Below are 12,434 nucleotides of genomic sequence, written 5' to 3' on the forward strand. Positions count from 1 at the left end.
CTCAGGCCTCGGTGAGCGCCCGCCAGCGCGTATCGCGCGCCGATGGCCGGCGATGCAGGCGGGCATCGATGAGCTGGCGCGCTTTCGCCAGCGCGCCGCTGCGGATCAGCGCCAGGATGTAGGTGTCCTCGATCACCTGGCGTTGCGCATGGCTGCCGCCGAGGCGGGCCATCTCCGCCTGAACCGGTGCGAGCTGCTCGGCGCAAACCCGATAGTTCTCGTTGTAGAACGCCTGGAACGCCAGGTAGAGCCGCGGCAGCAGCGGGGCAGCCGGCGAGCTCCCGCCTGCCGGCGGCGCCTTGAACGAGCGCAGCCTTTGGTTCAGGGCGATATCGTCGTCGGTCACCGCCGAGACCATCGCGCGATGCATCTCGACGAAGGGCAGCCGCGAGGTCGGAAACCCCGTCCTCGCATAGGTGCCGATCTCCTCCCACAGCTCAAAGGCGATCGGATGGTTTTCGATGCTCAGGCGCCACAGCAGGGATGCGCAGTCGGACAGGGTGTTCAGCGGCGGCGCGGCGCTCACGGCGGGGCTCAGCACGTTCAGGTGGATCGCGACCGCGCTCGCGGCATCGCCCCGGTCCAGGGCGCCAAGCGCCTGGTGCCAGCGGATGTGACCGTGCAGCATGCCCGTGTGGTCGTAGTCACCGATCCAATTCTCGACCAGCGCATCGGCCTCGTTCAGCGCACCGTCCTCGAACATGGCATGCAGCAGCGCATGCACGGCATAGGCATTGTGCCGGCGCAGCGCAAAGCTGCGCTCGGTGATGGCGCGGCCCTTCGCAACCTCGCCGGCCTCGGTCAGGGCCCAGCCGTGATTGGACAGGAACCACCAATCCTCGCCGTATTCGGCGGCGAAGCGCTCGCAGAGGTCGCGGCGGGCGGCGTCGTGATCGATGCGGCCGGAGAAGGCCAGCAGGCCGAACGCGCCGAGCGGCAACGCCATGACCATGGCATCGCGCGGCCAGCTCGCAAGATGCGTCAAGGTCGATGTCAGCGCCTCCGCGCCGCGGCCTTCGATGGCCAGCGCCAATGTCGCGACATGGCTCTGCTCGCGCGCCGTGCCGCGTTTCGCGACAAGCTCACGCGCCCGCGCGATGGTCTGCAGCGCCGGCCCGCGCTGCTGATAGATGGCATGGATGCGCGCGCGGGCCGCATGCGCCAGCGCGAAATCCGGATCAAGCATGATCGCGCGCTCGAACGCGTCCGTTGCGCCGGGCCAGAATGCGAGCAGCAGATCGACGCCGTCGCGATAGGCGGTTGCTGCCTCGGCCGAGGCGGTCGACAGCTCCAGGCCGTAGCGATCCTCCTCCATCTCAGTTTCTCCGCGGCTTGCGGCCTTCGATCGGATAGGCCGGATCGTTATAGCCGGGCGTCGAGGCATGGCCGGTGACGACGAGGCCGTCGATCAGCGACTCGTCGTCGGCGGCGTAGGGATAGTCCAGCGCGCGGATGTAGTCGTCCCATTGCGCCTCGGTCCGCGGACCTGCGATCACCGAGCTGATGAAAGCGGAGTTCAGCACCCAGGCGACCGCGAACTGCCCAGCCGTGAAACCCTTGGCCTCGGCATGGCGCTTGATCTCCTGCGCCAGCCGCAAGGATTCCGGCCGCCACTCGGTCTGCATCATCCGGGTGTCGTTGCGGCCGGCGCGCGTCTCCTTGTCCGGCGGTGCATCGGGGCTGTATTTGCCGGTGAGAACGCCGCGCGCCAGCGGGCTGTAGGGCACCACGCCGAGGCCGTAATAGCCGCAGGCCGGCAGATGCTCGACCTCCGGCATCCGGTTCATCGCGTTGTAATAAGGCTGGCTGACCACCGGGCGGTCGATGCCCATCCTGTCGCACAGATTGCAGATTTCGGCGACGCGCCAGGCGCGATAGTTGGAGACGCCGAAATAGCGGATCTTGCCGGCGCGCAGCAGGTCGCCCATCGCGCGCACGGTCTCTTCCAGCGGTGTCGCGTGGTCCTCCTTGTGCAGATAGTAGATGTCAATGTGACCGGTGCCGAGCCGTTTCAGGCTCTCGTCGGCGGCCTGCAGCACCCAGCGCCGCGACAGGCCGGCGCGGTTGGGGTCATCGCCCATCGGATTGGCGAGCTTGGTGGCGACGATCCAGCGGTCGCGCTCGGCGGCGATGGCGCGGCCGACGACCTCCTCCGATGCGCCCTTGTTGTAGGCGTCGGCCGTGTCGATGAAGTTGATGCCGGCGTCACGCGCCGTGGCGATGATCCGCGCCGATGTCGCCTCGTCGGTCGGGCCGCCGAACATCATCGTGCCCAGGCAGATCGGCGACACTTTCAGGCCGGAACGGCCGAGCTGGCGATATTGCATTCTTGCCTCGTTGACAGACCCTCACCGTCCGCGGACGGGGAACTACGATAGCCGTCTCAGCGCGTCATTGCGAGCGCCGCGAAGCAATCCAGGATCGCGTCCGCGGAGGGACTCCGGACGGATTCGTCGCTGCGCGCCTCGCCCTGACGTGGAGAGGCCGCAGCCTCACTCGCTCTTCAAGATCTTGAACACGCCCGAGGCCATCGCGATCACCCGGCTGGCTGCCGTGACCTCGGTGGTGATGAACACCAGGCTGCGGGTGATCCGCACCACATGCGGCCGCGACACCAAGGTCTCACCGATCTTGCCGGCCTCGACGAAATGGGTGTCGAACTGGACGGTCGCCATGTGCTCCTTGCCCGCGGCGTAGCGGGCGGTCATGCCGCAACTGCGGTCGGCCAAGGTCATGATCACGCCGCCTTGGACGAGGCCGCGACGATTGTGATGCTTGTCCTCGGTGACGATGGCATATTCGTGGGCGCCATCGAGGACACGTTGCCAGAGCGGACCGATCAGATGCAGGAAGCCGGACGTGTCGACGATGTCCCAGCCGTCGGACGTCATCCTTGCGGCGGCCGATTTGGTCATCTGTCACACCTTCCCTGTTCGCCTTCGCTGCGTCGCCGGTTCCGGCTGCAGGTCGTTTCATCCGCCGCGGCCCTGGTGTAGTCAAGGCACATGCTGCTGCCGTTCGACGATGCCACAAGGCGGAAAATTGCAAGCTGCTGCGCCGGCTTTGCACGTCGTGGCGACGATGTGTCGGCACCGGCGCTGAAGCGCGCGGCGGTGGCGATCGCGCTGGCCCCTGATCACGAGACCGGCGCTACCACGCTGCTGCTCACCTTGCGCGCCGCCGTCCTGCGCAGCCATGGCGGCCAATGGGCGCTGCCGGGTGGACGCTGCGATGCCGGCGAGACGCCGGTCGCCGCCGCCTTGCGCGAACTGGCGGAAGAGCTCGGACTGATCGCATCGCCCGAGGCGGTGCTGGGCCTGCTGGACGACTACCCCACGCGGTCGGGCTATCTGATCACCCCTGTCATCCTTTGGGCGGCGAATGGCCGCACGCTCCGGCCCAATCCGGATGAGGTCGCGTCCGTCCACCGGATCGGGCTCGACACCATCCTGGCAGATGATGCATTCGATTTCACCGTCATCCCCGAGAGCACGCGGCGCGTGGTGCGCTTTCACGCCCGCGAAGGTCTCATTCACGCGCCGACGGCCGCCTTGATCTATCAGTTCCGCGAGGTGCTGGCCGGCCGCGAGACCCGCGTCCACGAGCTGGAACAGCCGGTGTTTGCCTGGAAGTAGCCGCGGTTTCGGCTACAAGAGCGGCATGCTGCATCAGCCGATTCGCAAGCTTGCCCTGATTCTTGCCTGCGCCGTCGCGGGCGCGCCACCCTTGTTCGCCGGGGAACCGGGCTCGGCGATCGCGTCCCGCGACGCGCTGGCGCAGATGGCTTCGTCCGACGCGATTGCGGAATACCGGCGCAAGCTCGCCGAATATCAGCAGGCGCGCGCGGAGTTCGAGCAGGAGGCCGGCGCCTATTGGAAGGCGATTGCCGACAAGCGCCGCCTCCGCAACGCCAAGCGGCGCGATCGGCAGCCGATCGGGCTCGACGATTACGTGCTGGAGCAGCCGCCGGTCTATAGCGGGCCGAAGCGGCCGGTAAACCCCGAGCCGGAGCCCGAGGGCGAACCGCGCGAGCGCAAATATATTCCGGTCGTTGCCGATCTGCTCAAGGCGGCGCAGCAGCACTTCCAATGGTCGCCGCAGCGTCCGACCAATGATGTCGACTTCAAGCGGGCCTATGCGCGATTTGCTGCAGCGTCCGGACTGACCCGCGAGCAGGCGGTGCGAGTCTATGCGTTCGAGACCGGCGGCAATGGCAAGCACGATTCGCAGTCCGGCTTCAAAGGCAATCGCGCGATCTCGACGGCCATCGGCTACAACCAGCTGCTCACGACCAATACGGTCGAGCTGCTGGCCGAGCAGGGGCCGCTGTTCTTCCGCCTGCTCGGCGAACGGGTGGCGCAGACCTCGGGACCGTCGCGGGCCGCGCTGGAGCACAAGCTCTCGGTGCTGAAGAAGATGGTCGCGATCGCGCGTTCGGTGCCCGACGACTGGTCGGCGCATGAGAAGATCGGCAATACCGAGCAGGGCTGGGCGATGCATGCGATGGTGCTCGACATCGATGTCGGACCGATGCTGCAGACCCACAAGCTGCTCACCTCGGTGCTGTTCGCCCGCGCCAAGGGCTACACGCGGCCGCTTTCGGCCGCGGAGCTGGAGATGATGAACCTGACCGGCGACGGCACCGGCTTCGACATGGTGACCATGCCGCTCGACATGCGTGATCAGGTGCCGACCGCGAATTTCTTTCAGCGCGGCGGCTATGAGCGCAATCCCGTCGCCGTACGCCACAACACGGTGGCGAAGCTGCTCGCGGTCACCGATGCGCGGATGGATTCGCTGAGCAGCCTGCCTGGCGCCAAGGAGCTGGCGGCCGCGTTCTGAGGCGTCCGCGCCGGCTCAATCGTCCGCGCCGAACGAGAAGCTGCCGTCGCCTTCGAGATAGGGGGCCGTCCGCATATAAAGCTGGCCGTTCTGGCCGACGAAGAACAGCGTGCCCTTTGGCACCTTCTTGGCGCCTTTCAGCAGCATGTCGGCATTCTTCGTGCCCATCCTGTAGGCCAGCGTCTTGCCGTCCTTGCCATAGGCGTAGCCCATGTCCGGTCTCAGCTCCCACGGCTCCGGCGGGGCCGCGCGAGTCACGCTGGTCATCGCGCAGAGCGCTCCGGCTGCGATCAGGCTTTTCACAACAGCGCTCCTCATGTCGTTCTCCATCACATTCACCATCATCTCGAACAAATCGCGAACATTCTTCGGGCGTCAACATCGTCAGCGGTCAAGCGCGGCTGCACGGTGCCGGATTTTCCATCCGCCGATCTCGCGATTATCCTGCAGCGTGGTTTAGAAACAAAGGGCAAGAAACACTTTGGGGATGATTCGGATGAGCCTCGTCACGAAGATCGGTATGTTTGCGGCGCTATCGCTGGTGACGTTGGCGTCCACGGCGCGGGCCGACGACTTCAAACTGTCCAACAACCAGCGCATTGCCTGCAGCCGCGGCCTGTCCGCCGGCAAGCTCAACACCGCGGTCTGCAAGTCCTACGCCTACCTGTTCAACAGGAAGACGTCGGAATATTTCCGCTGCCAGGTGTCGCTGTCCCTGACCCGGGACAACAAGGAGGTCATCAACGTTCAGACCGACGGCGGCTGCACCAAGAAGCCGCGCGTATTCGATACCGACTCGAAATACGATTTCGACGCCACCGAGACCGAGCCGGCGAACACCAATTCCTTTTTCGGCAATGGCGGCTATTCGATCTGGGTGGCGGACACGACCCAGCAGAAGGTGCGCGGCTGCATCACGATCTCGTCCGGCCTCGGCTCGGACATCTCCAAATGCCTCGACATGACCTTCCAATGAGCGGCCCGGCCTGCCGGTCGCCGTCATGCGAGAGCAGTGAGCCTCTGCGGCCGATGGCCTGACGCGCTGTCCCTCACGCGGTCCTTGGCAGGTGGCAGCTGCGTCTGCCGGTTCCTGATGCTGCGAGCCGGGCCTTCGGGACCGTCTGGCCGTCTTTCGGATGGGTTGACCCGGCGCCTGCATCCGTCCAATTTGCCGGCAAAATCAATGGGAGGACCCATGCGTTTCTCGACATTCTCTGGCACTGCAACCGGTCTGATCGTGGCCGCGGCCTGCCTGCTCGCGGCGCCCGCGGCGCAGGCGCAGAGCTTCATCAACGTCCTGACCGGCGGCACGTCAGGCGTCTATTATCCGCTCGGCGTCGCGATCGGTAAGATCTATGGCGACAAGATCCCGAACGTGAAGACCCAGGTGCAGGCCACCAAGGCCTCGGTCGAGAATCTGATCCTGCTGCAGCAGGGCCGCGGCGAGCTCGCTTTCGCGCTCGGTGACTCGCTGAAATCGGCCTGGAACGGCGAGGAGGAGGCCGGCTTCAAGACCAAGCTGGACAAGCTGCGCACCCTCGGCGCGATCTATCCGAACTACATCCAGATCGTTGCGACCGCCGAGTCCGGGATCAAGACGCTGGCTGACCTGAAGGGCAAGAGCCTCTCGGTCGGCGCGCCCAAATCCGGGACCGAGCTGAATTCGCGTGCGATCCTCGCCGCCGCCGGCATGAGCTACAAGGATCTCGGCAAGGTGGAATATCTGCCGTTCGCCGAGTCGGTCGACCTGATGAAGAACCGGCAGCTGGGCGCGACGCTGCAATCGGCCGGCCTCGGCGTCGCCTCGTTGAAGGACCTGTCGACCTCGTCGCCGATCACCGTCGTGTCGGTGCCGAAGGAGGTCGTCGACAAGATCGGCGCGCCCTTCGTGGCCGCGACCATCCCGGCCAACACCTATACCGGCCAGGACAAGGACGTGCCCACCGCCGCCGTGATCAACTATCTCGTCACCAGCTCGGCGGTGTCGGACGATCTCGCGTATCAGATGACCAAGCTGATCTTCGACTCGCTTCCCGAACTTGCCAATGCGCATGCCGCCGGCAAGGAGATCAAACTCGAGACGGCGGCGCAAGACAGCCCGGTGCCGCTGCACCCGGGTGCGATTCGCTACTACAAGGAAAAGGGCGTCCTGAAATAGGGCCGCTCGTCCGGCCTGGTTTGCTGGCCGGAACGTTCGCATCCGACGGCGCGGGACAGATCCCGCGCAGTCCTGTCGTTCAGGTGGTTGCGGCCATGGTCAGCAGCGCCTGACGGGGCGCTGGGGGGATCATGACGATCGAAGCCGTGAACATGGAAACGCCTGTGAAGGTCGAGTTCGACAATTTCGAACACGGCTTTCCGGAGGGATTCGGCCCCGGCCGCTGGGGCTATCTCGCTTACGGCATCGGCCTCGCTTTCGCACTGTTCCAGCTCTATGTCGCCGCCTTCAATTATCTGCCGAGCCAGGTGGTGCGCGGCGTCCATGTCGGCTTCCTGCTGCTGCTCACCTTCGGCCTGATCGGCAATTTCACCGCCAAGACCGATGCCGGACGCATCGCCGGCTGGGCCATCGGCGCCATCGGCTTCAGTTGCGGACTTTACCAGTGGATCTTCTACGCCGATCTGATCGCGCGTGACGGCGATCCGACCCGCGCCGACCTCGTGGTCGGAACCTTGCTCGCCGTGCTGATTTTCGAGGGCACCCGTCGCCTGATGGGTCTGGCACTGCCGCTGATGTGCGGCGCCTGCCTGTTGTACTGGTTCTTCGGCCAGTATCTGCCGGCGCCGCTCAACCATCGCGGCTATGATTTCGATCAGGTCATTACCCATCTGTCGTTCGGCACCGAGGGCTTCTACGGCGTGCCGATCTACGTCTCGGCCACCTACATCTTCCTGTTCATCCTGTTCGGATCGTTCCTCGAACATGCCGGTATGATTCAGCTGTTCACCGACGTCTCGCTTGGCCTGTTCGGGCGCACGCGGGGCGGTCCGGCCAAGGTTGCGGTGTTCGCCTCGGGCATGATGGGCACGATCTCCGGCTCCGGCGTCGCCAATGTCGTCACTGTCGGCCAGTTCACGATTCCGCTGATGATCCGGTTCGGCTACCGCCGCGCCTTCGCTGCCGGCGTCGAGGCCACGGCCTCGATGGGCGGCCAGATCATGCCGCCGGTGATGGGCGCGGTGGCCTTCATCATGGCCGAGACTCTCGGCGTCGACTATTCGGTGATCGTCAAGGCCGCCGTGATCCCGGCCATCCTGTATTTCGCCTCGGCGTTCTGGATGGTGCATCTGGAGGCCGGCAAGCATGGCCTGACCGGTATGAAGCCGTCGGAGATCCCGAGCGCGTGGAAGGCGCTGGTCGCCCGCTGGTATCTCGTGCTGCCGCTGGCCGCACTGGTCTACATGCTGTTCGAGGGCTTCACGCCGCTCTATGCCGGCTCCATGGGACTGGCGCTGACGGTGGCGCTGATCCTGGGCACCTCGATCACGATGGGCTTCTCCAACCAGGTGCTGCGCTACGTGTTCTGGATCGGGCTGGCGCTCGTGGTCGGCGCGCTGTCGCGCAACGGGCTGCAGATCGTGCCGGTCGCCTCCGTGGTCGTCGCGCTCGTCGTGATCACCGGCTTCGTGCGCGGCGGCATGGCGACCTTGCATGCGTGCCGCGACTCGCTCGCCGAAAGCGCCAAGTCGGCGCTGACCGTCGGCATGGCCTGCGCCATCGTCGGCGTCATCATCGGCATGATGACCCAGACCGGCGTCGGCTCGATCTTCGGCAGCTGGGTGATCGGCCTCGGCAAGACCAGCCTGTTCGCGGCGCTGATCATGACCATGCTGCTGTCGATCCTGCTCGGCACGGGCATTCCGACCATCCCGACCTACATCATCACCGCGGCGCTGGCGGCGCCCGCGCTCGCCAAGCTCGGCGTGCCGCTGATCGCCAGCCACATGTTCGCGTTCTACTACGGGATCATGGCCGACCTCTCGCCGCCGGTGGCGCTGGCGGCGCTGGCCGCCGCGCCGATCGCCAAGGAGAACCCGGACAAGATCGGCTGGGAGGCGATGCGGATCGCGCTGGCCGGCTACGTCATTCCCTTCATCTTCGTCTACTCGCCGGCGCTGATGCTGCAGGCCGGCGACCCGATGGAGGCGCAACTCGGCTTTCTCGGCGCGGTGGCCTATGCCGGCGTCAAGGCCCTGGTCTCGATCGGCCTGTTCGGCATGGTCGCGATCGGCTTTTTGTTCACGCGCATGACCGTGATCGAGCGTCTGCTGTCCTTCGTCGCATCGGTCTGTCTGCTCGGCGAATTCCCCTATAGCGACGTGCTGGGCTTCGTCCTGGCCGTGGCGATCGTCGCGTGGCAGTGGCGGCAGCGGCCGCCTGCGGCCGTGGTGGTCTCAGCTTGAGTCTCTGTCTCGCGTCAGCCGGCGTCGTCAAGGCCCTGGCCCTCGCCGGCTTCACGTTGGCCTGGACCCATTCGGTCGAGAAGACCGCATGGCAGGAGGACTGGCGCGTCACCGGCGATGGCCTCCAACTGGTACAGGCGCGGGTCAAGGGCTCCGGCGCCGGCATGGAGCCTCCGCCTGGGGCACGGCTGGTCGACGGCTGGTTTGAGTGGCAGGTCGATCGCGAGCCGCTGTCGCGGATCGTGCTCGCCAATTCCGGCGCTGCGGGGGAATGGCGGATCTGCACCGAGGGGCAGTGCCGGACGCTGTCGGAAATCTTCGATCATGACATCGGCGCCGCGACCATTACGATGAGCGCCTGCAACCAATAACAAACAGGCGGGAGAACGCGATGGATCGGCTCAAGGGCAAGGTGGCGATGGTGGTGGGCGCCGGCTCGATCGGACCGGGCTGGGGCAACGGCAAGGCGACCGCGGTGACCTTCGCGCGGCAGGGCGCGAAAGTGTTCTGCGTCGACCGCAACGGAGACGCGGCGGCGGAGACGGCGTCGATCATTTCAGGCGAAGGCGGTCAGGCCGAGGCGTTCACCGCCGACGTGTCGAAAGCTGCCGAGGTCGAGGCCATGGTGAAGGCTTGCCTTGCAGCCTTTGGCCGCATCGACGTGCTCGACAACAATGTCGGGATCGCCGAGATGGGCAGCGTCGTCGATGTCGAGGAGGCTGAGTGGGACCGCGTCTTCGCGGTCAATCTCAAGAGCGCTTATTTTGCCATGAAGCACGTCATTCCCGTGATGATCGGCCAGGGCGGCGGCTCGATCATCAACATCTCCTCGGTGGCCTCGATCCGGCAGGTCGGCATTTCCTATGTCAGCTACGGCGCGAGCAAGGCGGCGATGAACCAGATGACGCGCACCACCGCGGTCGAGTTCGCGCCGAGGCATGTCCGTGTGAATGCGATCCTGCCCGGGCTGATGAAGACGCCGATGGTCGAACATTCCGCCGGCCTCGCCGCGAGCTATGCCAAAGGCGACGTCGAGGAGATGTGGAAGAAGCGCGACGCACAGGTGCCGATGGGGCATATGGGCGACGCCTTCGACGTCGCCAACGCCGCCCTGTTCCTCGCCTCCGACGAATCGCGCTACGTCACGGGGATCACGCTGGTCGTCGACGGCGGACTGACCTGCCGGAGCTGATCTTTCGATAGCTCCTCCGTCATTGCGAAGCGAGGCCATCCAGGGCATCCGCGGAGCCCTGGATGGCTTCGTCGCCTTCGGCTCCTCGCAATGACGAGGGTTGATCGGTTGCGCTACTGCGCCATCGCCAGGATACTGCCGCCGATCGCATGCCACGTCGACGTCATGCTGATCGGCCAGTTCAGGAGCTTCACCGCGATCAGCGCAAGGCCGCCATAGACATAGACCGGATGAACCCGTCCGAATGTGCGGCGATCGTAGATGATGGCGACGACGAGCAGCAGATAGGCAACGAAGGCTGGCGGGATGGTCACGAACACCGGCGGCGGGCCGAGCGGGCCGGGCGGTGCCAGGAAGGTCAGAAACCAGCGCGCCACCGCGGCATCGAGCAGCGAGATGCCCGCGAGCAGCATCAGCCGCTTGTGCGTTTCCGGCCGCCGCGCCTGCATCACCGCGAGCGCGAACACGACCGCGAAGAACGCAATGCCGCTGAGCGGCACGATGGCAAAGGCGATGCCTTCATTGGCCTGTCCGATCGCGGCGGACCGCTTCATGGCCTCCACCGCAACGAGGAAGCCGAAGATCGTCATGGCCGTGGCGAGCGACACGCCGAAAATGCCGAGCGAGCGGTGCCATGCCTTGCGTCCCGAAGCGGCCAGCCCGCTCTGGAACGTGAAGTACAGGGTCCAGGTGAAGAACAGGAAGCCGTGGAAGTGAACCACGGGCGCGCCGGAGAACGAACCGCGCGCCAGCGGCAGCCAGTAGGTCGGTGCAAAGCCGAGAAACGCCGTGGCCATGCAGGCCAGGGACATGTTGAAATAAAAAGAGCGCGCAGGGGACGCGATGGCGCCGCGTGCGCGCGAATGGTCTGTCATGATAGTCATGGAGGTTGAGTCTGCGTGCGGCGCGACAGGTTCAAACGCGGATCGTCATGACGGGCTGGCCTGATCCGCTGCGCCCTCGCAGGAACTTGCGAAATCATCAGGCGCATGTCAGTTGCCTGTTCGCGGCAAATCGGAATGCGGCCGCAGGCCGTCTGTGCGACGCGTGAAGGACTATCGTACCGAAACGGCGTCTGTATAGTTGAGCAGCCCGCGGGATCAATGAGGCTCCGCCCGCGATGTCTGGATGATATATGCGATGAGAAAAGCAGCTGCTCTGTCCGGATCCGCCTGGCGATGTGCCGTTAGTTGCCGCGCAGATGTGAGGCGTCTGGTTGCGCTCGTCGGCTTGGCAATGCTGCTGACCTCGCCGCTTCATGCGATCGGCGCGGCCGAACCCGGCAAGGAGCCGGTGGTGGACCCCGGTGCCTGCATGGCTGCATCGGAGGCGCATGACGCCGACAAGGTGCTGACAGAATGCGGCGCGTTGATCGATAATGCCAAGGCGGCTCGGGCCGATCGTATCAACGCGCTGATCGCGAGGGCATCGATCTTCATCACCAAGGGCGAGCCGGATCGCGCCATCGCCGATTACGACGTCGCGCTGCAGCTGGATCCGACGCTCGCCGACATCCTGAATGCGCGTGGCGAGCTGTATCGCAAGAAGGGCAACCGTCCGAAAGCCCTGGCTGACTTCGCCGCCGCGCTGCGACTCAATCCGGATCATGCCAGCGCCCGCAGCAACTATCATGCGCTCGCCATCGAGCTCGAGCGTCTCGGCGCCCAGCTGGCTGTGGCCGGCCGGCCGAGCTTCAACTGCGCGACCGCGCGCCGTGCGGTCGAGAAGGCGATCTGCGCCGATCCCGAGCTTGCCAATCTCGATCGCGAGATCGACGGCGCGCAGACACGGATCATGCGCGAAGCTGTGCAGCCGGCCGCGGCACGGGCCCTGCAGCAAGAGCAGGACGCATTCATCGCCCGCCGCAATGTCGGCTTCGGCCGACCCGGCTACGACCTCAAGAAGGAGATGCAGGATCGCCTGCGACGATTGAACGGCGTCGACGGCTATTGACCAGCGGCCGGAGCAGCGCGATTTCATCGCCGAGCGGAACGCG

Annotated in this window: 13 protein-coding genes; 8 read left to right on the forward strand and 5 right to left on the reverse strand. The window is 65.6% G+C overall.

The window, feature by feature from the left end:
* Position 1 precedes the first annotated feature (1 nt).
* The 3 genes from BBTA_RS04385 to BBTA_RS04395 form a co-directional block, all read right to left on the reverse strand.
* Positions 2-1,315: a tetratricopeptide repeat protein gene (locus BBTA_RS04385; RefSeq protein WP_012041234.1), complete on the reverse strand. Its 1,314-nt coding sequence runs from the start codon at positions 1,313-1,315 to the stop codon at positions 2-4.
* Between the two features lies 1 nt (position 1,316).
* A complete protein-coding gene (locus BBTA_RS04390) occupies positions 1,317-2,327 on the reverse strand; it encodes an aldo/keto reductase (RefSeq protein WP_012041235.1) in 1,011 nt (336 codons plus the stop codon).
* 165 nt (positions 2,328-2,492) lie between these two features.
* A complete protein-coding gene (locus BBTA_RS04395) occupies positions 2,493-2,915 on the reverse strand; it encodes a PaaI family thioesterase (RefSeq protein WP_012041236.1) in 423 nt (140 codons plus the stop codon).
* A 90-nt stretch (positions 2,916-3,005) separates the two neighbouring features.
* On the opposite strand from BBTA_RS04395, the gene BBTA_RS04400 reads away from it, so the two are divergent.
* Together BBTA_RS04400 and BBTA_RS04405 are read left to right on the forward strand one after the other, a co-directional pair.
* Positions 3,006-3,635 carry a CoA pyrophosphatase gene (locus tag BBTA_RS04400; protein ID WP_012041237.1) on the forward strand — a complete coding sequence of 210 codons (630 nt, stop codon included), beginning with the start codon at positions 3,006-3,008 and terminating at the stop codon, positions 3,633-3,635.
* A 25-nt stretch (positions 3,636-3,660) separates the two neighbouring features.
* Positions 3,661-4,842, forward strand: a complete 1,182-nt coding sequence (locus BBTA_RS04405) for a hypothetical protein (RefSeq protein ID WP_012041238.1) — start codon at positions 3,661-3,663, stop codon at positions 4,840-4,842.
* Positions 4,843-4,857: 15 nt separating this feature from the next.
* Here BBTA_RS04405 and BBTA_RS04410 read toward each other — a convergent pair whose 3' ends face one another.
* Positions 4,858-5,160, reverse strand: coding sequence for a hypothetical protein (locus BBTA_RS04410; protein WP_012041239.1), 303 nt, complete (start codon positions 5,158-5,160; stop codon positions 4,858-4,860).
* A 178-nt stretch (positions 5,161-5,338) separates the two neighbouring features.
* Here BBTA_RS04410 and BBTA_RS04415 point away from each other — a divergent pair, with 178 nt between their 5' ends.
* The 5 genes from BBTA_RS04415 to BBTA_RS04435 all read left to right on the forward strand — a co-directional run bounded on the left by BBTA_RS04415 (position 5,339) and on the right by BBTA_RS04435 (position 10,438).
* Positions 5,339-5,818 carry a hypothetical protein gene (locus BBTA_RS04415; RefSeq protein WP_012041240.1) on the forward strand — a complete coding sequence of 160 codons (480 nt, stop codon included), beginning with the start codon at positions 5,339-5,341 and terminating at the stop codon, positions 5,816-5,818.
* 219 nt (positions 5,819-6,037) lie between these two features.
* Positions 6,038-7,000, forward strand: a complete 963-nt coding sequence (locus BBTA_RS04420; protein WP_012041241.1) for a TAXI family TRAP transporter solute-binding subunit — start codon at positions 6,038-6,040, stop codon at positions 6,998-7,000.
* A gap of 152 nt (positions 7,001-7,152) precedes the next feature.
* A complete protein-coding gene (locus BBTA_RS04425; protein ID WP_012041242.1) occupies positions 7,153-9,246 on the forward strand; it encodes a TRAP transporter permease in 2,094 nt (697 codons plus the stop codon).
* The gene (locus BBTA_RS04430; protein WP_012041243.1) at positions 9,243-9,617 is read left to right on the forward strand and encodes a DUF1850 domain-containing protein; all 375 of its coding nucleotides are present in this window, start codon (positions 9,243-9,245) and stop codon (positions 9,615-9,617) included. Before BBTA_RS04425 ends, BBTA_RS04430 begins: the two co-directional genes overlap by 4 nt.
* Positions 9,618-9,637: 20 nt before the next feature.
* A complete protein-coding gene (locus tag BBTA_RS04435) occupies positions 9,638-10,438 on the forward strand; it encodes an SDR family NAD(P)-dependent oxidoreductase (RefSeq protein WP_012041244.1) in 801 nt (266 codons plus the stop codon).
* A gap of 113 nt (positions 10,439-10,551) precedes the next feature.
* Here the strand turns inward: BBTA_RS04435 and BBTA_RS04440 are convergent, their stop codons facing one another.
* A complete protein-coding gene (locus BBTA_RS04440; RefSeq protein ID WP_041750321.1) occupies positions 10,552-11,322 on the reverse strand; it encodes a hypothetical protein in 771 nt (256 codons plus the stop codon).
* A 352-nt stretch (positions 11,323-11,674) separates the two neighbouring features.
* Here BBTA_RS04440 and BBTA_RS04445 point away from each other — a divergent pair, with 352 nt between their 5' ends.
* Positions 11,675-12,391: a tetratricopeptide repeat protein gene (locus BBTA_RS04445; protein ID WP_012041246.1), complete on the forward strand. Its 717-nt coding sequence runs from the start codon at positions 11,675-11,677 to the stop codon at positions 12,389-12,391.
* The last annotated feature ends 43 nt before the right edge of the window (positions 12,392-12,434 follow it).

The sequence above is a fragment of the Bradyrhizobium sp. BTAi1 genome (assembly GCF_000015165.1).
Taxonomy (GTDB): Bacteria; Pseudomonadota; Alphaproteobacteria; order Rhizobiales; family Xanthobacteraceae; genus Bradyrhizobium; species Bradyrhizobium denitrificans.